The 22,212-nt window shown below is 68.4% G+C and carries 19 protein-coding genes; 8 read left to right on the forward strand and 11 right to left on the reverse strand.

The window, feature by feature from the left end; all coding sequences use genetic code 11:
* The first annotated feature begins 123 nt into the window (after positions 1–123).
* Complete coding sequence (locus tag EAH68_RS03340; RefSeq protein ID WP_126119916.1) at positions 124–1,296, forward strand: NAD(P)-binding domain-containing protein; 1,173 nt, start codon at positions 124–126, stop codon at positions 1,294–1,296.
* The gene (locus EAH68_RS03345; protein WP_126119917.1) at positions 1,293–2,360 is read left to right on the forward strand and encodes an LLM class flavin-dependent oxidoreductase; all 1,068 of its coding nucleotides are present in this window, start codon (positions 1,293–1,295) and stop codon (positions 2,358–2,360) included. Before EAH68_RS03340 ends, EAH68_RS03345 begins: the two co-directional genes overlap by 4 nt.
* Here EAH68_RS03345 and EAH68_RS03350 read toward each other — a convergent pair.
* Genes EAH68_RS03350 through EAH68_RS03365 form a run of 4 tightly spaced genes read right to left on the reverse strand, consistent with a single transcriptional unit; the run spans position 2,357 to position 5,431 of the window.
* Positions 2,357–3,316 (reverse strand): ABC transporter substrate-binding protein, encoded by a 960-nt coding sequence (locus tag EAH68_RS03350; protein WP_126119918.1) that lies wholly within the window; start codon positions 3,314–3,316, stop codon positions 2,357–2,359. The genes EAH68_RS03345 and EAH68_RS03350 overlap by 4 nt on opposite strands.
* Entirely contained in the window at positions 3,313–3,987 is a 675-nt protein-coding gene (locus EAH68_RS03355; RefSeq protein WP_126119919.1) for an ABC transporter permease, read from the reverse strand. Before EAH68_RS03355 ends, EAH68_RS03350 begins: the two co-directional genes overlap by 4 nt.
* Positions 3,984–4,628 carry an ABC transporter permease gene (locus EAH68_RS03360; RefSeq protein WP_126119920.1) on the reverse strand — a complete coding sequence of 215 codons (645 nt, stop codon included), beginning with the start codon at positions 4,626–4,628 and terminating at the stop codon, positions 3,984–3,986. The genes EAH68_RS03355 and EAH68_RS03360 overlap by 4 nt, the downstream gene beginning before the upstream one ends.
* A complete protein-coding gene (locus EAH68_RS03365) occupies positions 4,625–5,431 on the reverse strand; it encodes an ABC transporter ATP-binding protein (RefSeq protein ID WP_126119921.1) in 807 nt (268 codons plus the stop codon). Before EAH68_RS03365 ends, EAH68_RS03360 begins: the two co-directional genes overlap by 4 nt.
* An 80-nt stretch (positions 5,432–5,511) precedes the next feature.
* Here EAH68_RS03365 and EAH68_RS03370 point away from each other — a divergent pair, with 80 nt between their 5' ends.
* Both EAH68_RS03370 and EAH68_RS03375 read left to right on the forward strand, forming a co-directional pair.
* Positions 5,512–6,525 (forward strand): alpha/beta fold hydrolase, encoded by a 1,014-nt coding sequence (locus tag EAH68_RS03370; RefSeq protein WP_206436345.1) that lies wholly within the window; start codon positions 5,512–5,514, stop codon positions 6,523–6,525.
* A 22-nt stretch (positions 6,526–6,547) separates the two neighbouring features.
* Positions 6,548–7,714, forward strand: coding sequence for an FAD-binding oxidoreductase (locus EAH68_RS03375; RefSeq protein ID WP_164546383.1), 1,167 nt, complete (start codon positions 6,548–6,550; stop codon positions 7,712–7,714).
* 6 nt (positions 7,715–7,720) lie between these two features.
* Here the strand turns inward: EAH68_RS03375 and EAH68_RS03380 are convergent, their stop codons facing one another.
* Positions 7,721–8,524, reverse strand: a complete 804-nt coding sequence (locus EAH68_RS03380; protein WP_126119923.1) for a carbon-nitrogen hydrolase family protein — start codon at positions 8,522–8,524, stop codon at positions 7,721–7,723.
* A gap of 90 nt (positions 8,525–8,614) precedes the next feature.
* Between EAH68_RS03380 and EAH68_RS03385 the strand changes: the two genes are divergently transcribed.
* Both EAH68_RS03385 and EAH68_RS03390 read left to right on the forward strand, forming a co-directional pair.
* Positions 8,615–8,869, forward strand: a complete 255-nt coding sequence (locus EAH68_RS03385) for a hypothetical protein (protein WP_126119924.1) — start codon at positions 8,615–8,617, stop codon at positions 8,867–8,869.
* Complete coding sequence (locus EAH68_RS03390) at positions 8,869–10,062, forward strand: alpha/beta hydrolase (RefSeq protein WP_126119925.1); 1,194 nt, start codon at positions 8,869–8,871, stop codon at positions 10,060–10,062. Before EAH68_RS03385 ends, EAH68_RS03390 begins: the two co-directional genes overlap by 1 nt.
* Here EAH68_RS03390 and exaC read toward each other — a convergent pair.
* The 5 genes from exaC to dnaK form a co-directional block, all read right to left on the reverse strand.
* Positions 10,032–11,552, reverse strand: a complete 1,521-nt coding sequence (gene exaC, locus EAH68_RS03395; protein ID WP_126119926.1) for an acetaldehyde dehydrogenase ExaC — start codon at positions 11,550–11,552, stop codon at positions 10,032–10,034. The two genes, EAH68_RS03390 and exaC, sit on opposite strands and share 31 nt — an antisense overlap.
* A gap of 208 nt (positions 11,553–11,760) precedes the next feature.
* Positions 11,761–12,102 carry a heat shock protein transcriptional repressor HspR gene (locus EAH68_RS03400; protein WP_241228283.1) on the reverse strand — a complete coding sequence of 114 codons (342 nt, stop codon included), beginning with the start codon at positions 12,100–12,102 and terminating at the stop codon, positions 11,761–11,763.
* A gap of 130 nt (positions 12,103–12,232) precedes the next feature.
* The gene (gene dnaJ / locus EAH68_RS03405) at positions 12,233–13,420 is read right to left on the reverse strand and encodes a molecular chaperone DnaJ (protein WP_126119927.1); all 1,188 of its coding nucleotides are present in this window, start codon (positions 13,418–13,420) and stop codon (positions 12,233–12,235) included.
* A gap of 144 nt (positions 13,421–13,564) precedes the next feature.
* Complete coding sequence (grpE, locus tag EAH68_RS03410) at positions 13,565–14,224, reverse strand: nucleotide exchange factor GrpE (protein ID WP_126119928.1); 660 nt, start codon at positions 14,222–14,224, stop codon at positions 13,565–13,567.
* On the reverse strand, positions 14,224–16,092 hold the full coding sequence (dnaK, locus tag EAH68_RS03415) for a molecular chaperone DnaK (protein ID WP_126119929.1): 1,869 nt from the start codon (positions 16,090–16,092) through the stop codon (positions 14,224–14,226). The genes grpE and dnaK overlap by 1 nt, the downstream gene beginning before the upstream one ends.
* Positions 16,093–16,750: 658 nt before the next feature.
* Between dnaK and EAH68_RS03420 the strand changes: the two genes are divergently transcribed.
* On the forward strand, positions 16,751–20,077 hold the full coding sequence (locus tag EAH68_RS03420; protein ID WP_126119930.1) for a proline dehydrogenase family protein: 3,327 nt from the start codon (positions 16,751–16,753) through the stop codon (positions 20,075–20,077).
* Positions 20,078–20,109: 32 nt separating this feature from the next.
* Complete coding sequence (locus tag EAH68_RS03425; RefSeq protein ID WP_126119931.1) at positions 20,110–21,519, forward strand: AI-2E family transporter; 1,410 nt, start codon at positions 20,110–20,112, stop codon at positions 21,517–21,519.
* Here EAH68_RS03425 and EAH68_RS03430 read toward each other — a convergent pair.
* A complete protein-coding gene (locus EAH68_RS03430; protein WP_126119932.1) occupies positions 21,506–22,099 on the reverse strand; it encodes a nucleosidase in 594 nt (197 codons plus the stop codon). The genes EAH68_RS03425 and EAH68_RS03430 overlap by 14 nt on opposite strands.
* Positions 22,100–22,212: the final 113 nt, after the last annotated feature.

The following is a 22,212-nucleotide window of genomic DNA, read 5'->3' on the forward strand; positions in this document are numbered from 1 at the left end:
GTCCAGGCTGGTCCGCGCATATTCTGTGTCGGCCCTCACTCTAACCCGACCGCCCGACCGCGCCCGACCTGCCCCGCCGCCACCGTTGTTGACATATCACCAATAACTGTTAGGGTGGGTATCATGAACTACCGCGCCATCATCATCGGCGCCGGTCAGGCAGGCCTGGCGGCCGCCCACGAACTCCACCGCCGAGGCTTCACCACCGGCCCCGACTCCGACGTCCTCATCCTCGACGCCAACGACGGCCCGGGCGGGGCCTGGCGGCACCGCTGGGACTCCCTCACGCTGGGCAGGTCCCACGGCATCGCCGACCTCCCCGGCCTGGCCATGGCCCGCCCCGATCCGCAGGTCCCGGCCTCCACCCTCGTCGCCGACTACTACGGCTCCTACGAGGAGGAATTCGGCCTGCAGGTCATGCGGCCGGCCCCCGTCCGCCGCGTGGAGCCGGTCCACCCGACCGACCCCGACTCCCAGCTGCAGGTCACACTGATCGACGGTCGCAGCTTCACCGCCGACATGGTCCTCAACGCCACCGGCACCTGGGACAACCCCTACATCCCCTATATCCCGGGCATCGAGAGCTTCCGCGGCCGCCAGCTGCACACCAGGGACTACACCCGCAAGGAGGACTTCGCCGGCCTGCGCACCCTGGTCGTCGGCGGCGGCCTGTCCGCCGTGCAGTTCCTCCTCGAGCTGGCCCCGGTCACCGAAACCATCTGGGCGACCCGCCGCCCGCCGAACTTCACCGCCCGGGAATTTGACGCCGGCTGGGGCCTGGCCGTGGAGAAGGCCGTCCGTGAACGCACCCACTCCGGTCTGCCCGCCGCCTCCGTGGTGCGCACCACCGGCATCCCGCAGATCCCCGACTACCTCAACGGTGTCGCCGACGGGACGCTGATCTCCCGGGGCATGTTCGACCGCATCACGGAGAACGGTGTCGTGTTCAGCGAGCCCGACAGCCAGCATGCGGAGGGTCACGGGCCGTCGAGAAGCAATGAACTGCAGGTGCCGGAGTCCTGGGACCCGCTGCCCGCCGGGACGGAACTGGAGGTCGATGTCATCTTCTGGAACACCGGCTTCCGCCCCGCCATGCGCCACCTCGCCCCCATGCGTCTGCGCAGCCCGGAGGGCGGCATACTCCTGGCCGATGAGGTCACCCCGGCGCGCGACAACCGGGTCCTGCTCGTCGGTTACGGATCCAACGCCTCCACCGTCGGTGCGACCCGCGCGGGCCGTCTCGCCGGCCGCCGGGCCGCCCGCCACCTCGAACAGAAAGTAGTATCAGCAGCGTGAAAGCCTTCGGATTCTTAAGTTTCGGCCACTACGCCATCGGCAACCAACCCGGCCCCGACGCCGGTGAAACGCTCAAGCAGGCGCTTGAGCTGGCGCAGGCCGCCGACGAGATCGGCGTCAATGGCGCGTATTTCCGCGTCCACCACTTCGCTCCGCAGGGGGCTTCCCCGATGCCGTTGCTGGGCGCCATCGCCGGCTCCACGAAGCACATCGAGGTGGGCACCGGCGTCATCGACATGCGTTATGAGAACCCCCTCCACTTCGCGGAGGAGGCCGCGGCGTTGAACCTGCTTGCCGACGGCCGCATCGCCCTCGGGGTGTCCCGGGGGTCACCGGAGCCGGCCCGGCGCGGCTGGGAGGCCTTCGGCTACCAGGCGCAGCAGGACAGCGGCGCGGACATGGCGCGGGCGAAATTCGAGCGCTTCCTCAACGCCATCGACGGCTACGGCGTGGCCGAGGCAGCCCCGGCGGAGGAGCAGTACCCGCGGATGTACCAGCCGGGCACCCCGCTGCCGGTCTTCCCGCATTCCCCCGGCCTACGCCGCAACATCTGGTGGGGCGCAGGCTCCCACTCCACCGCCGAGCAGGCCGCCTGCGACGGGGTGAACCTCATGAGCTCCACTCTGGTCTCCGAGGCGGACGGTTCCACCCTCGGCGACATCCAGGCCGAGCAGATCGCCCGCTACCGGGCCGCCTGGGCCGAGGCCGGCCACGACTGGACCCCGCGGGTGTCCGTCTCCCGCTCGGTCTTCCCCATCGTCGATGATCGTTCCCGTGAGCTCTTCGGCCTGCAGGCCACCGGCCGTGACCAGATCGGCTCTCTGGGCGAGGGAGCCCCGGTGACCTTCGGTCGCACCTATGCCGCGGAGCCGGACGTGCTCATTGAACAGCTGCGTGCCGACGCCGCTGTCATGTCCGCCGACACCCTCATGCTCACCGTCCCCAACCAGATGGGTGTGGAGGTCAACCTGTCCATCCTGGAGGCCTTCGCCGGGCACGTCGCCCCGGCGCTGGGCTGGATCCCCGCGGACCGGGGGCCGGTGGAGGGTTACCCCATCGGCTAGGAGTGCTGGTCCACGAAGTCCCGGGCGATGACCGGGGCCTCGGCCTTCTCCTCACCGATGTTGCGCAGATTCATCTCCACCAGCGCCTCGGTGTTCAGGTGCTCATTGATGCCGTTGATCGCGTCGATCGCCTCCTGCGGCAGCTCACCGGCCCGCATGAGCGGGACGACGTTCTGCGGGAGGATGAGCATCTCGGGGTCCTCGAGGGTGACCAGGTCCACCTCGTTGCCCGCCGAGTCCAGCAGTGGTGAGGTGGTGTAGATGTCCGCCACCTCGGCGGTGCCCGCCAGCAGGGCGACCACGGTCAACGGGCCACCGCCGTCAGAGATCGGCACCATGGAGATCTTCTCCGCATCCACCCCGTAGACCTCGCTCAGGCCGGTGGGGCCGTAGGGGCGCTGCTCGAACTCCGGATTCGCCGCGATGCGCACCTGGTCGAGGTTGTTCAGGTCCGCGAGGGTGACCAGCTCGTATTCCTCGGCGAGTTCCCTGGTCACACGGTAGGCGTCCTTGGACTCACCCTCCGCGTACTCCCCCACCTCCGTGCCGTCCGGCAGGTTGTCCTGCAGGAGGGCGTAGACCTCATCTGCGTCCGAACCCGCGGCCAGCTCAGCGTCCCCCTCCTCGGTGAGGAAGTACTGGGTGAGGTTGCCGGTGTACTCCGGTACCAGGTCGATGCTGCCGCCCTCCAGGGCCCGGAGGTAGACCTCGCGCGAACCGATGCCGGAGCTCAGTTCCACCTCGAAGCCGGCGTCCTCGAGTGCCACGGCCCAGATCTGGCCGATGATCTCGGATTCGGGGAAGTTCGCGGTGCCCAGGACGATCGTGTCCGTCTCCCCCTGCGGGGTGGTACCGGTGGGATCAGAGGCCACCGGATCCTCGGAGGTGCAGGCGGTCAGCGCCAGCCCCAGGAGGGCGGCGGCTGCGGTCAATGTGCGGGGGGAACGGATTTTCACGGGACACTTCCTCTGGGTTTGACTTGTCGTTGCAGGACCGCCAGAACCAGATCGACCACGAGTGCCAGAGCGGTGACCAGCAGGGCTCCCGCCAGCATCTGCGGGTAGTCGCGCAGCGCCAGACCGTCGATGAGGTACCTGCCCAGTCCTGACAGTCCAATGTAGGCGACCACTGTGGCTGTCGCCACAACCTGGACAACGCAGGAACGCAGGCCGCCGACCATGACCGGGGCGGCCAGCGGCAGCTCCACACGGCCGAGAACCTGCCACTCGTTGAAACCGCTGGCCCGGGCGGAATCGGTCACCGCCGGTGGCACGGCGGTCAGTCCCGCCACCGTGCCGGCGAGCAGGGGCGGGACCGCCAGGACCACCAGGACGATGGTGGCGGGTACGACAGGCATGCGCACCCCGATGCTCATCTCCACCGTCAGCCAGGTCAGCAGCCCCAGGGAGGGCAGGGCCCGCAGGGCACCCGAGACCGCGAGCACGGCGTCGGCGCCGCGGCGGGTGTGCCCCACCCACAGCCCCAGCGGCAACGCGATGAACAGGGCTATGCCCACCGCGAGCCCGGTGTAGAGAAGATGGTCGAGCAGGCGTTGGGCGATCCCGCCGGGTCCCGCCCAGCGGGCGGGGTCGGTGATGATCTCCCAGGCGACGCTGAGGTGGTTCAACCGATCCTCCTCTGCCACGGCAGGAGCAGGCGGCCGAGGAGGACCAGGGCGGCGTCGAAAAGCACGGCGAGCACGACCGTCCCCGCCAGACCGACGAGGATCTGGGTGGGGAAGGAACGCTGGAAACCCTCCGTGAACAGGGTGCCCAGGGAGGCCACCCCGATGAGCGCGCCCACGGAGATGAGGCTGATCGTGGAGGCGGAGACCACCCGGATGCCGGCGAGCAGCCCCGGCCCGGCCAGGGGCAGGTCCACGCTGAGCACGCGGCGCCAGGGGCGGTGGCCGATGGCGACGGCGGCCTGGCGGGCGCTGTCCGGCACAGTGTCGAAGGCGTCGGCGCTCGCCCGGACCTGCAGGGCGATGCCGTAGAGGGTCATGGCGGCGATGACGTTGACCGGCGAGAGGATCGAGGTCCCCAGCACCAGCGGCATGGCCACGAACAACGCCAGGGAGGGGATGACGTAGAGCAGCCCCGTGGCGATGACCACCACCTCACGCAACCGACGGTGACGGTGCGCGAGCCAACCGACGGGCAGCGCCAGGAGGAAGGAGGCGACGATCGGCGGCCAGGCGAGGTTGACGTGCGCCCAGGCCAGATCGAGGATCCGCTCCGAGTTGGTCCACACCCAGTCCCATCTCATTCCAGCACCCCCCGCACACGCCCGTCCCGGTCGACCAGCACCTGCTGGCCCTCGTGCTCCCGGATGCTCAGCAGGCGGGCGTCACCACCGGTGAACTCCCGGACCACCTCGGTGGCGGGGGAGGTGATGAAGTCCTCGGCGCTGCCCACCTGCTGGACGGTTCCACCCTCCCCCAGCAGGACGATCTCATCACCCAGGCGGAACGCCTCGTCGATGTCGTGGGTGACCATGAGGATGGTCGTCTCGGTCGACTCCTTGATGGCCAGCACCTCCTCCTGCAGACCGCGACGCACCACGGGATCCACGGCACCGAAGGGCTCGTCCATGAGCAGGATGTCGGGATCGGCCACCAGGCCGCGGGCCACGCCGACGCGCTGGGCCTGCCCGCCCGACAGTTCCGTCGGATAACGCGAACCCAGGGCCGGGTCCAGACCCACCAGCCGCAGCATCTCCGCGGCACGTTCGCGGGCCGCCACCCGCCCCGCCCCGCTGAGGCGGGCCACAGCGGCGATGTTCTCGGCCACCGTCCGGTGCGGCAGCAGACCACCGTGCTGCATGACGTAGCCGATGGAGCGGCGCAACCCGACCGCGTCCCCGCCGCCGATGTCCTCCCCGCGGACGAGCACCCGGCCGGAATCCGGGGAGACCATGCGGTTGACCATGCGCAGCAGGGTGGTCTTCCCGCAGCCGGAGGGGCCGACGAACACGGTGGTCGTGCCGCGGTGGACCCGGTGGCTGAAGCCTGCGACGGCAGGCCGGGGACTGCCCGGATAGGTCTTGCTGACGTTGTCGAACTCGATCATGCCTGTGTTCTCCCCACGGTCGGTGGCCGGTGACAACCGAGTTTAGGTCGGCGTAGGGTCGGGGGTGTGAGGAGGTGCCCGTGACCCGCCCACCAGAATCTCGCCGACGGAGGATCTTGGCCTGGCTGGCGTTCACCTCTGTCAGCGTTGTGGCAATCGCCTCCACCACCGCGCTGCTGCTCTCCGGCCCCGAGGTGGGCCATTGGCGCAGCGCCGGGGTCCAGGCGACCTACGCACAGGCACACGCGGAACTCATTGCGCAGCTGCCCGCACAGCCCGAGCTTCTCGACGTCCCCGTCACCCACGGCACCGTCCGCGTCCTCCACTGGCCGGGTGGGGGTGACGGTGCGGAACAGGAGCCGGTGCTGCTGATCCCCGGGCGTTCCTCCGGTTCGGCACAGTGGGTGGAGAACCTCCCCGGGTGGATCGGCACCCGCCCCATCTACGCGCCTGATCCGCTGGGGGACGCCGGCTTCTCCGCCCAGCGGCTGCCCTTCACCGGTATCGGCGACCAGGCCGATGCCTGGGCGGAGGTCATGGACGGCCTGGGGATCGACGCGGCCCACGTGGTCGGCCACAGTTTCGGTGCCGCCCAGGCCGCCAACCTCGCCGTCCGGCATCCGGAGCGGATCCGCTCCCTGGCCCTGTTCGAACCGGTGATGGTGCTCGACTCCCCACCTGCCTCCGTCTACTTCTGGGCCACCGTCGCCTCCCTGCCGCTACCGGCCGCCTGGCGCGAGGAGGCCCTCGCCCGGATCGGGGGCACCACCGCCGATGAGGTGCGTGGGGCAGGCCCCATGGCGGCGCTCATCGACGCCGCCACCAAGGGCTACGCCGCTGCGCTGCCCACCCCCGGGGTACTGCCCGAGGAGCAGTGGCGGGCGCTCACCACCCCGGTGCGGGTGGACCTGGGTGGCCGGCAGTCACTCAGTGGTTCCGGGGCGGCCGAACGTGCCCGGGAGCTGCTCCCGCAGGCCACCGTCACCGTCTGGCCCGAAGGCACCCACTCCCTGCCCATGGATCAGCGGGCGGATTTCGACCTGATCCTGCCCCGATTCTGGGCGGAAGCCGGGTCAGCGGCGACCGGGGACTGAACCGGCAGGCACAATGGTGGACATGGATTCGGCGACTCTTCTCGATACCGGTGCCGCCCTGCGGGAACGCAGCGGCGAGTTCCGGGACGTGGTGCAGCAGCGCTTCTACCAGGAGGTCCTGGAGGCCCGGCAGGCCTTCCCCATATCCCTGCGCCACACCCATGTCGAGCTCGCCGCCGCCTGTGCCTGGGTCCTCGAGCGCACCCCGCGCACCGGGGCACTGCCCGCACAGATCCTCGACCGGCTGCGCCAGCTCGGCCGGGACCACCGCCGCTACGGCTTCCCCGCCGAGATCTACCCCGCCTTCGCCACCGCTCTGGACCACGGGCTGCACACGTTGGAGGTCCCCGCCGCCGACGCCGCCGCCCGCGCCCTGGCGAGCGTGTGCAAGGTCATGGCCGATGCTGCCCGGAAAACCGACGCACAAGGAGAGGCCCCGGCCTGGTCCGCTGAGGTTCTCGGCGTGCAGCGGCGCACCCGCCACATCAGCGTCGTGCGTCTGGAGGCCGGCGTACCCGTCCCCTACCGCGCCGGCCAGCACCTGCCCGTGACCACCACCTACCTGCCCGGTGTATGGCGGATGCTCTCCCCCGCCCTGCCGCCCAACGACTTCGGCCAGCTGGAGTTCCACATCCGGACCCTGGCGGATTCCGACATATCCCAGCTCCTCGCCCTGCCCAAACCAGGCGACTACTGGCTCTTCGGAACCCCCCGCGGTGACCTGCAGGTCAGCGGGGAACGCGACGTGCTCATGATCGCCCACGGCACCGGGCTGGCCCCGCTGCGCGCGATCCTCTTCGACATGCTCGACTGGGAGGAGCGTCCCCGGGTCCACCTGTTCGTCGCGGCCGACTACCCCGGCGAACTCTACGACCTCATGGGCCTGTGGAACCTGGCGGTGGTCAGCTCCTGGCTGTCGGTGGTGCCCGTCGTCGAACACCCGAGGGACGCGTGGTGGGTCGGCGCCACCGAGGATTCCCGCACCCCGCGCGGCCTGCACCTGCAGGAGACCGGACAGGTCGGCGAACTGGTGGCCTCCTACGGCGCGTGGGCCGACCGGGAGGTCCTGGTCGCCGGTGATCCGGAGGGGGTCCACAGCACCGTCGCGGCACTCATCGCCGGTGGCACCCCGGCCGACCACATTCAGGCGGAGGCCTGGGAACCCACCGAGGAGTGGCCACACCCCTGAGCCCGCCTACAGCACCGGCAGTGTCTTCCGGGCCTTGGTCACCTCGTCCATGTCCAGGTCCATGACGATGATCTCCGGCTCGTAACCGGCCTCCGCTTCCCGACGCCCCGTCGGCCCCACCACGCACGAATGGCCGATGCCCGTCGGGCCGCTGGACTGCCCCGCCTGCTCCTGGCCACCCGGGCGGGCCTGACCGGCCGCGACGATCCACGAGGTGGAGTCCAGCGCCCGGGCCGCGGTGAGGGTGCGCCACTGGTAGAGCTTCTCCGGGCCGTCCATCCAGCTGGTGGGCACCACGATCACCTGAGCACCCCGGCGCGCCAGATCCTGGAACTGCACGGGGAAACGGATGTCGTAGCAGGTGGCCACGCCCACGGTAACCCCGTCCACCTCGAAGGTGACCAGCTCGGAGCCGGGTTTGACGGTGTCGGACTCCCGGTAGTCGAAGGCATCGAAGGTGTGGATCTTGTCGTAGCCCAGGTGGACGTCCGGGCCGGTGACCAGGGCCGTGTTGTACACGCGGTGGAAGGCCCGGCCCTCGCGTTCGACGGTGTCAGCGGGGCGGAACATCCCGGCGACGACGGTGACCCCGAGCTCCCGGGCCAGCTCGCGTAGGCCGGTGGCGTAGAGGCCGTCCAGCTCCTGGGCCTGGCTGTCCAGCCGGCCGGCACCGAAGGCATGGCTGGCGGCCTCCGGCAGCACGATGAGGGTGGCACCCCGGGAGGCGGCCTCCCGGATCTGGTCCCGGGCCAGGGCGAGGTTGTCCACGATATCCCCGCCGGAGGTCAACTGCACGATTCCGATTCGCATGGCACCCACAGTATGTGGATGGGCGGTGGTTATCCACAGGTTCGCGGGCACCCGGTTGGCGTGGCCGCGGTCACGGCCCACACTGACGGCATGAACCAGATACAGCTGACCGCAGCCACCTTCGACCACCTGAGCTCCCTGCTGCGCCCCATTTCCGAACCCCCGTCGCCGGAGCTACCCCCAGGTTCGCGTACCGCCGCGGCCCTGCACCGCGCCGGGATCGCCTGGACCGGTACCCACCGCCGGGCGGATGAGGCGCTGCGCGGGCATGTCCGGGAGGTCTGCGATCTCCTCTCCCGTGCCCGGGACCACGATTCCCGGCTCGCTGCCCGACTGGATATCTGATGCGTATCGACGCCCCTTCCCTGCGCCACGCCGCCCGACGCCTCACCGTCGACGCCGACTGGCTCGTGGGGCAGGCGGAATGGCTGTCCCGCAGTTTCGATGAGCTGCCCGCCACCGGTTTCCGGGGTCAGGCCGCGGAGGCCGCGGTGAACCGCCTCCATGTTCTGGCCCGGCCGATGACGGCCCCACCTGCTCAGATGCTGCGGGTGGCGCAGGTGTTGTCGGTGACGGCCGGGCTGCAGGAGGAACTGGACGCCGCGGAGGTACGGGCCCGTGGGCTGGTCGCCGGCTATGCGGGGGCTGCCGACGCGCTCAGTCTGCTGCTGCATAATCTCCGCGTGCTGGGAGATCTGCTCGACTACGCCTGCGCCCGGCAGATCGATCTGCTGTGCACCCCGGTGCAGGTTGAGGAGCCGACCCGCCTCGGTGACACCCCGGACCTGGAGGTGGCGGCCGTCCATGAGCTCAACCTGCTCACCGCGCCTGAGGCTGTGCAACTGCTGGCCCTGGAACAGCCTGACCTGCAGATCCTGGAGGTGGCTGACGGGCGCCTGGTGGCCGCGGTGGGCGATCTCGCCACGGCCCCGTCGGTGACCACCATCGTGGCCGGGGTGGGCTCCTCCGATCCTGCAGGGCTGCCGGTCCACCTCAACCGGGCGCGCACTGTCGCCGCCGCCACGGGTGGGGCGGCGGTCCTGTGGCTGGGCTACCACGCCCCGGTGCAGGCTACCCATGCACTCGCACAGGAACCGGCCCGGGCGGCGGGCACGGAACTACAGCTCTTCCAGCGGGAGCTGACCCGGCGTTTCCCCGGTCAGCGCCGCATCGTGGTCGGCCACAGCTACGGTTCCGTAGTGGCAGGGAAGGCGGCATCGGCAGGCGGTGGGCTCTACGCGGATGACCTCATCCTCATCGGCAGCCCGGGCGCCGGTGTGGCCCGTGCCGGGGAACTGACGCTGCTGGGTGACCGGCCGCAGATCCACGCCATGACGAACCCCTCCGACCCGATCGGAATGACCGTGACGGAGGGGGCGGGTGTCCACGGGCCGGATCCCACCGCCCCGGGTTTCGGGGCCCGGGTCTGGCCGGGTGACAGCTCCGGGGACCACAGCAGTTACTGGGCGGACCCGGTGTTTCTGGCGCGGCTGGGGGAACTGGCGGATCAGAAGAAGCCGGCGGCATCCTCGGAGTAGGAGACGAGGAGGTTCTTCGTCTGCTGGTAGTGCGCGAGCATCATGAGGTGGTTCTCGCGGCCGATGCCGGACTCCTTGTAGCCGCCGAAGGCGGAGTGGGCCGGGTAGGTGTGGTACTGGTTGACCCACACGCGGCCCGCCTGGATGTCACGGCCGGCGCGGTAGGCGATGTTGCCGTTGCGGGCCCACACGCCGGCACCCAGCCCGAAGTTGGTGTCGTTGGCGATGCGGATGGCCTCGTCGTAGTCCTTGAAGGTGGCCACCGAGAGCACCGGTCCGAAGATCTCCTCCTGGAAGATACGCATGTCGTTGGTGCCCTTGAACACGGTCGGCTCGATGTAGAAGCCCTTGTCCAGGCCCTCGATCTGCTTGACGCTGCCGCCGGTGAGGGTCTCTGCGCCCTCCTGCGGGCCGAGCTCCAGGTAGCCGGAGATCTTGTCCATCTGCTCCTGGGAGGCCTGCGCGCCGATCTGGGTCTCGGTGTCGAGCGGATTGCCCTGCTTGATGCTCTTGACACGCTCCACGGCCAGGGCCAGGAAGTCATCGGCGATGGACTCGTGGACCAGCGCGCGGGAGGGGCAGGTGCAGATCTCACCCTGGTTGAGGGCGAACATGGCGAAGCCCTCGAGGCACTTGTCCCGGAAGGCGTCGTCCTTATCCATGATGTCCGGGAAGAAGATGGACGGGGATTTGCCGCCCAGTTCGAGGGTGACCGGGATGATCTTGTCGGCCGCGGCCTTGTTGATGATCTTGCCGACGCCGGTGGAGCCGGTGAAGGCGATCTTCGCGATGCGGTCCGAACCCGACAGTGCCGAGCCGGCCTCGTCGCCGAGGCCGTTGACGATGTTGAGCACACCGGCCGGCAGCAGATCCGCGATCTTCTCCACGAGGTAGAGCAGGGACGCCGGGGTCTGCTCTGCGGGCTTGAGCACGATGGCGTTGCCGGCGGCCAGGGCCGGGGCGATCTTCCAGGTGGCCATGAGGATGGGGAAGTTCCACGGGATGATCTGGGCGACCACACCGAGGGGCTCGTTGAAGTGGTAGGCCACGGTGTTCTCGTCGAGCTGCGACAGACGCCCCTCCTGGGCACGCAGGGCACCGGCGAAGTAGCGGAAGTGGTCGACGGCCAGGGGGATGTCGGCGGCAAGGGTCTCGCGGACGGATTTTCCGTTGTCCCAGGTCTCGGCGACGGCGATCTCCTCGAGGTTCTCCTCGATGCGGTCGGCGATGCGGTGGAGGATCAGCGCGCGTTCGGCTGCGGAGGTCTTCCCCCAGGCCGGGGCGGCTTTGTGGGCGGCGTCGAGGGCCAGCTCGATGTCGGCGGCCTTGCCTCGGGCGACCTGACAGAAGACCTCGCCGGTAACCGGGGTGATGTTGTCCATGTACTCGCCGTCCACCGGGGCCACCCACTCGCCGCCGATGAAGTTGTCGTAGCGCTCAGGGTAGTTGACGATCGAACCCTCGGTACCGGGGTTGGCGTAGACAGTCATGTCGGTGAGTCCTTTCACGGAGGATGTGCGGTCTGCCACCACACCCTACCTGTGCCCCAGGACACAGTTGCGAAGATCTGTGGACATTATCCGCGAAGGGGGTGACTAGCAGAGTTCACAACCGCACAGGCAGGAAGGCTCCGAGGAAAAAGGGACCCGCGGCCACCCCCTCAGCAGGGGCGGACGCGGGCCTTGGGAAGATCCTGGTTCACGCCTGGCGGCGGCGCCGCACACGGCGGGGTTCCCACATCACAATCGCGGTGGAACGCGGCACGTGGACGAGTTCCCCGCCCCGGACACCACTGCGGCCGCGCAACCGTTCCTTCTCTGCACGCAGCTCCTCCACCTCAGCGCGGAGACGTTCGTTCTCCTCGGAGAGCTCGATGATCGCCTTGATACCGGCCAGGTTCACGCCCTCCTCCTGGGAGAGCTGCTGAATCCAGCGCAGGAGGGCGACATCCTTGCGGGAGTAGCGGCGCCCACCACCTGTGGTGCGGCGCGGGGTGACCAGTCCCATGCGGTCGTAGGTGCGCAGGGTCTGGGCGTGCATGCCGGCCAGCTCGGCGGCCACCGAGATGACGAAGACCTCGCCCAGCTCCTCCGTCGACGATTTTTCCTTGGCCTTTCCACCGGCCTTGTCACTGTCACCGATCACAGGTCATACACCTCCTCACACTCTGCTATCTGTTCCCGGACCACCCGGTGCGCGGGTTGAATCCTGAGTCCTTCTCCGCCTGCGCATAGGTGCGCAGGGCACTGGTGGCGGCGGCGTCGAGGTTCTTCGGCACCGTCACCTCCACGGTGACCAGGAGGTCACCGGCGGTGCCGCCGCTCTTGGGCACGCCTCGGCCCCGGACACGCAGGGTGCGTCCGCTGGGTGTGCCGGCGGGCACCTTCACCTTCACCGGTGCGTCGAGGGTCGGGACCGTGACGGTGTCGCCGAGGGCAAGCTCCGCGAAGGAAACGGGCACGGTCACCTCGAGGTCATCACCGGAGCGGGTGAACACCTTGTCGGCGCGCACGTGCACGGTGACGAAGAGATCGCCGGCAGGCTTGCCCTGCGGCCCCGCTTCGCCCTGCCCGGCCAGCCGGACCTTCTGCCCGTCGATGACACCGGCCGGGATGCGGACGGTGAGCTGGCGGGTACGTCGGACCGTGCCGGAACCGTGGCAGGTGGTGCACGGGTCCGTGATCACCTGACCCGTGCCATCGCAGTTGGTGCATGGGGCGGAGAAGCCGAAGGCACCGCGGTTCTCCGAGGTGAAACCGGAGCCGTGGCACACGGAGCATGCGGTGGGATTGCCCGATTTCGAGCCTGAGCCGTGGCAGGTGTTGCAGGGGGCGTCGCCGGTCAGCTGAAGGGGAATCGTGGTCCCCTTGGCCGCCTCCCGGAAGTCCAGGGTGATCTCCGTCTCGACGTCCGCTCCCCGCGTCGGCCGAGCTGTGTGGCGAGCACCGCCGCCGCGGTTGAAAAGGCCACCGAAGATATCGCCCAGACCGCCGTCCGCAGAAAATCCTCCACCGGATCCTCGTCCGAAGATGTCCGAGGGGTCGAAGTCCTCCGTCTGGCGAAACCCGCCGGGGAATCCGGCGCCTCCGCCTCCGCCGAAACCACCGAAGCCGCCGGAGCGCAGCATCGACTTCAGCTCGTCGTATTCCTTGCGGCGGGTCTCGTCGCCGATGACGTCGTATGCCTCGGCCGCCTTCTTGAAGCGTTCCTCGGCGGCCTTGTCACCGGGGTTCTTGTCGGGGTGGTTCTCCCGGGCGAGCTTCCGGTAGGCCTTCTTGATGTCGTCTGCGGAGGCGGATGAGGAGACCCCCAGATCCGCGTAGTAGTTCTTGTCTGCCCATTCGCGTTGAACAGTCACTGGGCATCTCCTCCTTTCTGAAACGGATTCTCTCGTTGTTCCTGTAATTATTCTGTATCACGGGTGAAAATGGGTGCACCGCCACCCGAGGGCGGCTGGAGGTGCGTCTCGGACGGCGGTGCAGGTCGGGGTGGAACCCCCGGATTATTCGGCGGTGTCGGCCGGATCCGCGATGATGACCATCGCGTTGCGGACGACCTTGTCGCTGAAGCGGTAGCCGTGCCGCAGGACGGTGCCGAGCACCTTCTCCTCACCCGAGGACAGGTCCTGCACCGCCTCGTGGATCTCCGGGTCGAAGGCCTCGCCCTCCGCACCGAAGGGCTCGAGCTTGAGCCCCTTGACGGTGTCGGTGAATTTATCGGCGAAAGCCTTGAGCGGACCGTGGTCGAGGTCCCCGTGCTTGGCGGCCAGCTCCAGGTCATCGAGGATCGGCAGCAGCTGGGTCAGCACCGACGCCTTGGCGGAGTCGATGATTCCCTGGCGGTCACGTTCGGTACGCCGACGGTAGTTGGCGTACTCCGCGCTCACACGCTGCAGATCCTCGGTGCGCTCGGCGAGCTGCGCCTCGATGTCGGAGACTTCCCCGTCGCCGTCGGCGTCGGGATCCATCGGCGGAACCCCACCCTCCGCCTCCGCGAAGGCGGCCTCGATCTCGGCCTGCAGGGCAGCGTCGATCTCGGGGTCGGCGTCCTGGGCACGGGCAGCTTCGTCGGCGGCGGCCTCGGCACGCTCAGCCGAGGTCGCCTCCGGGTCGGTGTGCTCCGGGTCTCCCGGGTTGTCGGGCATCGGGTTGGGGTCCGTCACTACTTCTTCTCCCCTTCAGCGTCGGTGTCGGTGTCGGTGCTGGTCTCGTCCTCGACGACCTCGGCGTCGACGACGTTATCGTCGGCTGCCTCGTCACCGGCCTGTGCCTGGGTGGCGCCAGCGTTGGCGTCGGCCTCGTAGATGACCTTGCCCATCTCCTGGGACTCAGCGGAGAGCTTCTCCACGGCAGCCTTGATGGCCTCGAGGTCCTCGCCCTTGAGTGCCTCCTCGACGCCCTTCGCGGCCTCCTCAACCTTGTCCTTGATGTCCTCGGAGACCTTCTCGGAGTTCTCCTCCACGAACTTGCGGGTCTGGTAGACCATGGACTCCGCGTTGTTACGGGTCTCCTGCTCCTCGCGGCGCTTCTTGTCCTCCTCCGCGTGGACCTCCGCGTCCTTGACCATGCGGTCGATCTCCTCCTGGGACAGGCCGGAGCCGTCCTGGATCTTGATCGTGTTCTCCTTGCCGGTGCCCTTGTCCTTGGCGGTGACATGGACGATGCCGTTGGCGTCGATGTCGAAGGTGACCTCGATCTGCGGCACACCGCGGGGGGCCGGGGCGATGCCGCCGAGTTCGAAGGAACCGAGCAGCTTGTTGGCCGCGGCCATCTCGCGCTCACCCTGGAAGACCTGGATCTGCACGGAGGGCTGGCTGTCCTCGGCGGTGGTGAAGGTCTCGGAACGCTTGGTCGGGATGGTGGTGTTGCGCTCGATGAGCTTGGTCATCACGCCGCCCTTGGTCTCGATGCCGAGGGAGAGCGGGGTGACGTCGAGAAGCAGGACGTCCTTGACCTCGCCGCGCAGAACACCGGCCTGCAGGGCGGCACCGACGGCAACGACCTCATCCGGGTTCACGCCCTTGTTGGGCTCGCGGCCACCGGTCAGCTCCTTGACCAGGTCGGTGACGGCCGGCATGCGGGTCGAGCCGCCGACGAGAACGACATGGTCGATGTCGGCGACGGACATACCGGAGTCGCGGACGACCTGGTTGAAGGGCTCCTTGGTGCGGTCGAGCAGGTCCTGGGTGATCTTCTGGAACTCGGTGCGGGACAGGGTCTCATCCAGGAACAGCGGGTTCTTGTCTGCGTCCACGGTGATGTAGGGCAGGTTGATGGTGGCCTGCTGGGAGGCGGACAGCTCGATCTTGGCCTTCTCGGCGGCCTCGCGCAGACGCTGCAGGGCCATCTTGTCCTTGGTCAGGTCAATGCCGTTGGAGGACTTGAACTTGTCGACGAGCCAGTCAACGACGCGCTGGTCCCAGTCGTCGCCGCCGAGCTTGTTGTCGCCGGCGGTGGCACGGACCTCAACGACACCGTCGCCGATCTCGAGCAGGGAGACGTCGAAGGTACCGCCACCCAGGTCAAAAACGAGAATGGTCTGTTCCTTGTCACCCTTCTCCAGGCCATAGGCCAGAGCAGCCGCGGTGGGCTCGTTGACAATACGCAGAACGTTCAGACCGGCGATCTGGCCGGCCTCCTTAGTGGCCTGACGCTGCGCGTCCTCGAAGTAGGCGGGGACGGTGATGACGGCGTCGGTGATCTCCTCACCCAGGTAGGCCTCAGCGTCACGCTTCAGCTTCATCAGGGTGCGGGCGGAAATCTCCTGCGGGGTGTACTGCTTGCCGTCGATGTCGACGGACCAGTCCGAGCCGATGTGGCGCTTGACGGAACGGATGGTGCGGTCGACGTTGGTGACAGCCTGGTTCTTCGCGGACTGGCCGACCAGGACCTCACCGTTCTTGGCGAATGCGACGACGGACGGGGTCGTCCGGGCGCCCTCGGAGTTGGCGATGACGGTGGCCTCGCCACCCTCCAGCACCGAAACCACCGAGTTGGTGGTGCCGAGGTCGATTCCTACTGCACGTCCCATATTGTTTTCCTCCTGTTTAAGCGGGCTTCCTTAAGTTGATTGCCTGAGGCTCAACTTCCGGCACCCACCCTAGCAGATGCCTTGAGCCGACCGCACTCAAGCTTACATTCCGTACAACGGCGCTCCACGCAAAGTTGTTCCCGGCTGACTCAACTTATTTTGTTTCCGCTGCTCAGAGTGACCGGCCGGCCTCGCCCCAGGCGCACCCGGGGGCGCACAGCCACGCCAGCGCACGCATCCACTGCGCCGCGACGACCCGCAGTTCTCAGTGCAGTACCTCCACCGCGTGGTGCGTGAAGGCCTCGACGGGTTCTGCACCGGGGGCGGTCTGCGGCCCGGCGGAGAAGACGAGGACATCCATACCGCCCATAGAGCCAGACTGCCACCGCACCGCAAGAGGAAGCGCAGGATGAGGGGAGGAAACAGATCCGGGTGACAACCGCCATGGACACCCCCGCAGCCCTATACTGGCGGGGAGCGATACAGATCACGTTCTTCCGTGCCTCCCCTGCCCCGTGCGGGGCATATCCAGGAGAAAGGTGCCCGCCAGTGAATCCGCAGCTGACCCGCACCCGCCACGTCAGTGACCGTCCCCCGGTGGCCATCCGGTCCAGCCGAACCGACTGAGTCCATCCCACTGACCCCAAGGACGTCCCCCATGTCTGAGCTCACCACCGTCGAAACAATCCTCGAGTCCGCCGTGATCCGGGCCCGGACCTGGCTGCAGGCCAGCGCCGGCGGCGCCGGCACCTCCGCCACCGAACGTCTCGCGGACCTGGTCCGTGACCCGGCCGGGGTGTCCTTCACCATGGACTTCGTGGACCGGGTCATGCGTCCGGAGGACAACCGCACCGCTGCACAGGCCCTGCGCAGCCTGGATTCACCTCCGGAGTTCCTGGGCCGGCTCAACCAGGCCGCACTGCGGCTGGGTGGCCTGCTGGGACCGAAACTGCCGGGCATCGTCCTACCTGCCGCCCGCACGAGAATGCGGCAGATGGTGGGGCACCTGGTGCTCGACGCGGACGGCAAGGCGCTGAATAAGCTGCTGGACAAGGCTGCTGCGGAAGGCAACCAGCTCAACCTCAACCTGCTCGGTGAGGCGGTGCTGGGCGACGGTGAAGCCGACCGGCGGGCCGAGCGCACGATGCAGCTGATCGACAACCCGCGGGTGACCTACATATCCGTCAAGGCCTCCAGCCTCTGCGCCCAGCTCAACCCCTGGGACCTGGAGGGCAACCTGATCCGCCTGAAGAACCAGCTGCGGCCGATGTACCGCGCGGCGCACGCCAACGGCACCTTCATCAACCTGGACATGGAGGAGTACAAGGACCTGCGGATGACCATCCGCCTGTTCACGGAACTGCTCAGCGAGCCGGAGTTCACCGACCTGCAGGCCGGCATCGTCCTGCAGGCCTACCTGCCCGATTCCTTCGCCGCCCTGCAGGAGCTGGCCGAGTTCGCGGAACAGCGGGTCGCCGGCTGCGGCGCCCCCATCAAGATCCGTCTGGTCAAGGGCGCGAACCTCTCGATGGAGAAGGTCGAGGCGGAGGTCCACGGCTGGGAACAGGCCCCCTACGCCACTAAAGCGGAGGTCGACGCCAACTACGTCCGACTCATCGACTTCATCCTCCGGCCTGAGCACGTTGCCAACGTGCGCATCGGGGTGGCCAGCCACAACCTGTTCACTGTGGCGCTGGCCTGGGAGCTCGGACTGGCCCGCGGAGTCACGGAGCAGATTGATGCGGAGATGCTGCAGGGCATGGCCCCGGAGCAGCAGAAGGCGGTGCAGGCGGAGGTCGGCCGGATGATCCTCTACACTCCGGTCGTCCACGCCGAGGATTTCGACGTCGCCGTGTCCTACCTGGTGCGCCGTCTCGAGGAGAATGCCACGGAGGAGAATTTCCTCCATGCCCTCTTCGCCCCTGACATCGAGCCGCCGAGCCCGATGGACCTGCAGGAGCAGGCCCTGCGCCGGGCCGTGGCCGAGCGGGAGAGCACCTCCGCGCAGCCGCGCCGGAAGCAGGACCGGCAGACGGAGCGGGGCCGCCAGGCGCTGCAGACGGGACGGTTCCGCAATGAACCGGACACGGATCCGGCCCTGCGTGTCAACCGGGCCTGGGCGCTCGACGCACTCGCGGCCGAGCCCTATCGCCTGCGGGCGGAGGAGATCACCGACCCGGCGGTCGTCGACAAGGCTGTGCAAAGGGGACGTGAGCTGGCCACCGCCTGGGCCCAGCGCAGCGGCGCGCAGCGCGCCGAGGTACTGGACGCCATCGCCGATGAACTGGCGGACGCCCGCGGGGCACTGGTCACCGTGATGGCCCAGGAGGCCGGCAAGACCATCGACCAGTCGGACCCGGAGATCTCCGAGGCCATCGACTTCGCCACCTACTACGCCGAATCCGCGCGTAACCTCGACCGCTCCCGTTCCCGTTTCACCCCGCATGCGCTGACGGTGGTGGTGCCCCCGTGGAACTTCCCCGTCGCCATCCCCACCGGCGGGGTGCTGGCCGCGCTGGCAGCGGGTTCCGCGGTGATCATCAAACCGGCACCGCAGACCGTGGCCTGCGCGGAGGTGCTGGTCGACGCGGTGCACCGCGGGCTGGCCAGGCACGGCGTGGACACGGACCTCGTCCAGTTCCTGCCCGCCGATGAGGCGGAGGCCGGGCAGCGTCTGATCTCCCATCCGGACGTCGACCAGGTCATCCTCACCGGCGCGACAGAGACGGCCGCCCTCTTCCGGTCCTGGCGCCCGGAGATGAAACTGAGCGCGGAGACCTCCGGAAAGAACGCGATCATCGTGACCCCGGCCGCGGATCCGGACCTGGCGGTCGCCGATATCCTCCGCTCCGCCTTCGGGCACTCGGGCCAGAAGTGCTCGGCGGCCTCGCTGGTCATCTTCGTCGGCGCGGCGGGGCGGTCGAAGCGGCTGCGGACGCAGCTTCTCGACGCCGTGGGTACCCTCCGCGTCGGCCCCGGAACCGATATCTCCACCACCATGAACGGACTGATCGAACCCCCCGGGGAGAAGCTGCACCGCGGCCTGAACCAGCTCGACTCCGGCCAGGACTGGCTGCTGGAGCCCCGCCGCCTCGATGAGGAGGGCCGCTTCTGGTCGCCCGGTGTGCGCGACAACGTTCGCCCCGGCTCCTGGTTCCACACCAACGAGTGCTTCGGCCCGGTCCTGGGCATCATGTACGCCGCGACGCTGGATGAGGCGATCTCCTGGCAGAACTCCACCGGTTACGGGCTGACCGGTGGCATCCACTCCCTCAACGACGCAGAGATCGACCACTGGATGGACAACGTTGAGGTGGGCAACGCCTACGTCAACCGCGGCATCACCGGCGCGATCGTGCAGCGGCAGTCCTTCGGCGGCTGGAAGAAATCCGTCATCGGCCCCGGAGCCAAGGCCGGCGGCCCGAACTACGTGGCCCAGCTGGGTACCTGGTCCGACGGGGAACCCGACCACGCGCAGGTGGAGCTCTTCCCCGCTGTCAACGATCTGCTTGATCGTGCCGCCGCAGAACTCTCCCCGGCTGACCTTGCGTGGCTGCGCACCGCCGCCGAACTCGATGAACTGTCCTGGCGGGAGGAGTTCAGCCGCGAACACGACCTGACGGGGCTGCGCAGTGAGGCAAACATCTTCCGCTACCGCCGGCTCCCGGAACCGCTGCAGGTGTGGGTCGGGCCCGGTGCCGCCGGGCGCGACCTGTGGCGGCTGCGGATGGCGGGTCTGCGGACAGGCACCGGCATCGAGGTCATCGAGGGCACCAGTCTCAGCCCGGGCAGCCGGGTGCGGGCCCTCGGGAAGGTTGATCCGGCGCTCTACGCAGCCGCCGCGGAGAACGGCTCCGTCATCCTCGACCAGCCTGTGCTCGCCGACGGCCGCCGGGAGCTGCTCCCCTTCCTGCTGGAGCAGGCCGTCACCGTGACCCTGCACCGCTTCGGCGTGCTGCGGCCGGTCGGCTCCGTGCGCGGCTGACAATCGATTTCTCTGGCAGAATTGAAAATCTGATGAGCACACCGAAGAGCCCCCACAATCCCGGCGAGACGGGGACCGACACCCACGACCTCGCCGAGGCCGTCTCCGACTTCGCCGAGCTGTCCGACAACCCGCAGGACGTCACCAGCCCCCAGGACAGTGATGACGTCACCGACCGCGCGGTGTTCATCGGCCGGGACGGCCGCTGGGCCGCCGGCTGGGCCCTGCGTTTCGTCATCTTCGTCGCCGCGGCCTACATCCTGGGCCAGATCCTCGGCTTCGTGTGGGCCGGCATCCTGCCGGTCCTCCTTGCGCTGCTGGTCGCCACCGTTCTGTGGCCGCCGGTGAAACTCCTGCGGGATAAGCTGCGCTTCCCCGCTGCACTGGCCGCCGCGGTCGTCCTCGTCGGATTCTTCGCCATCATCGGCGGCATCTTCGCCGCGATGGCCCCGACCATCCGCAACCAGGGCCGTGACCTGATCGATCAGGCTTCCGTGGGTTTAAGTCAGTTGTCAGAGTGGGTCCAGGGACCGCCTTTCAACGTTGATCTGGGGCAGTTCGACCAGGTGCTCAACGACATCACGGGTTTCCTCCAGGACCAGTCCTCCCAGATCGCCTCCGGCGTCTTCACGGGGCTGAGCGCGGCGACCTCCGTCGCAGTCACCCTCGTGGTGATGCTGGTGCTGACGTTCTTCTTCCTCAAGGACGGCGACCGTTTCCTGCCCTGGCTGCGCAAGTACACCGGCGCCAACGCCGGCTGGCACCTCACCGAGGTGCTCACCCGCACCTGGAACACACTGGCCGGTTTCATCCGGACGCAGGCGATCGTGTCCTTCGTCGACGCCCTGTTCATCGGCATCGGCCTGATGCTCCTCGGCGTGCCGCTGGCCTTCGTCCTGGCCGTGATCACCTTCTTCGCCGGCTTCATCCCCATCGTCGGTGCCTTCACCGCCGGTGCGCTGGCCGTGATCATCGCTCTGGTGACCAACGGTGTGACCAACGCCCTGTTCGTGCTGCTGCTGATCATCGCGGTCCAGCAGCTCGAGGGCAACATCCTCCAGCCGGTCCTGCAGTCCAAGGCCATGAACCTGCACGCCGCTGTGGTCCTGCTGGCCGTGACGGTCGGCTCCACACTCTTCGGCATCGTGGGGGCATTCCTCGCCGTGCCGGTCGCCGCGACAGCCGCGGTCTTCTTCCGCTACCACTCCGAGCTGGTGGCCCTGCGTGCCGGGGAGATCACCATCGACGACATCGAGATCGCCACCGCCCGGGGCGGCAACATCACCTCCTGGGAGACATTCACCGCTGTCCGGGAGAAACTGATCTCCATGGGCAGACGGAAGCCCTCTGACGAGGACGCCGGGGACACCACAGACGCCGACAGGGAAAAAGCCCCGGCCGAGGCCAGGGCTGAAACCGGGGACACCGCTAAACCGGAGTGACCACAGCTTCCTCGAGGAGACGGACCGCCTTGGCCAGCTGGACCGCGCCGGGGTCGACGGCGTCAGCCCAACCCGGGGCGGTTTCCTCGTCCGCGCGGTCCGAGATCTGCTTGAGCAGCGTCACCGGGACATTGAAACTGTGCGCCACGGCGCACACGGCGTAGCCCTCCATGTCCACCAGGCCGGCGTCCTGCGCCAGGCGGTCGCGGGTGACGGAGTCTTCGACGAAGGTGTCGCCGGTGGCCAGCTGGGCCGTGGGGAAACGCCCGGAGATCTCCGGTTCGAAGGCGATCGGCAGGGCCACGCCGGTGACACCGGGGACCTCTGCGGACATGAAGTCGTGCTTGTGCACACGGTCGATCTCGTAGACGCCGTTCTCATGGTCATCCCGCAGCGCTCCGGCGGTGCCGATGTTGATGATCCGGGAGGGCAGCTTCCCGGCGGCACGACGCGCGGACAGCTCGAGCGTCAGGTTGATCGCGGCGGGCAGGGTGCCCACTCCGGTGATGAGGACATCGGAGCCCTCGGGCAGGTGGGCGGCTTCACCGGGGACAGCGGCAACGAAAAGGGGTGCAGTCATGGGTGGAAAGTGTACGTCGTCCACGGTGGATTGCCTACCTGGAGTGACCGGGTTCGCACCGGAGGCCAGCAGGCTGATACGCCACCGCCGCCCCACGCGAAGATGATCGCGTG

It is taken from the genome of Corynebacterium hylobatis, from assembly GCF_003955685.1.
GTDB classification, from domain to species: Bacteria; Actinomycetota; Actinomycetes; order Mycobacteriales; family Mycobacteriaceae; genus Corynebacterium; species Corynebacterium hylobatis.

Excerpts from the sequence above, each read along its gene's own strand:
- EAH68_RS03385 (WP_126119924.1), top strand. The coding sequence starts at position 8,615 with ATGAACCAGATACAGCTGACCGCAGCCACCTTCGACCACCTGAGCTCC.
- EAH68_RS03360 (WP_126119920.1), bottom strand. The coding sequence starts at position 4,628 with ATGAGATGGGACTGGGTGTGGACCAACTCGGAGCGGATCCTCGATCTG.
- EAH68_RS03340 (WP_126119916.1), top strand. The coding sequence starts at position 124 with ATGAACTACCGCGCCATCATCATCGGCGCCGGTCAGGCAGGCCTGGCG.
- EAH68_RS03365 (WP_126119921.1), bottom strand. The coding sequence starts at position 5,431 with ATGATCGAGTTCGACAACGTCAGCAAGACCTATCCGGGCAGTCCCCGG.
- exaC (WP_126119926.1), bottom strand. The coding sequence starts at position 11,552 with ATGACTGTCTACGCCAACCCCGGTACCGAGGGTTCGATCGTCAACTAC.
- EAH68_RS03425 (WP_126119931.1), top strand. The coding sequence starts at position 20,110 with ATGAGCACACCGAAGAGCCCCCACAATCCCGGCGAGACGGGGACCGAC.
- EAH68_RS03375 (WP_164546383.1), top strand. The coding sequence starts at position 6,548 with ATGGATTCGGCGACTCTTCTCGATACCGGTGCCGCCCTGCGGGAACGC.
- EAH68_RS03400 (WP_241228283.1), bottom strand. The coding sequence starts at position 12,102 with ATGCACGCCCAGACCCTGCGCACCTACGACCGCATGGGACTGGTCACC.
- EAH68_RS03380 (WP_126119923.1), bottom strand. The coding sequence starts at position 8,524 with ATGCGAATCGGAATCGTGCAGTTGACCTCCGGCGGGGATATCGTGGAC.
- EAH68_RS03420 (WP_126119930.1), top strand. The coding sequence starts at position 16,751 with ATGTCTGAGCTCACCACCGTCGAAACAATCCTCGAGTCCGCCGTGATC.
- EAH68_RS03390 (WP_126119925.1), top strand. The coding sequence starts at position 8,869 with ATGCGTATCGACGCCCCTTCCCTGCGCCACGCCGCCCGACGCCTCACC.
- EAH68_RS03430 (WP_126119932.1), bottom strand. The coding sequence starts at position 22,099 with ATGACTGCACCCCTTTTCGTTGCCGCTGTCCCCGGTGAAGCCGCCCAC.
- dnaK (WP_126119929.1), bottom strand. The coding sequence starts at position 16,092 with ATGGGACGTGCAGTAGGAATCGACCTCGGCACCACCAACTCGGTGGTT.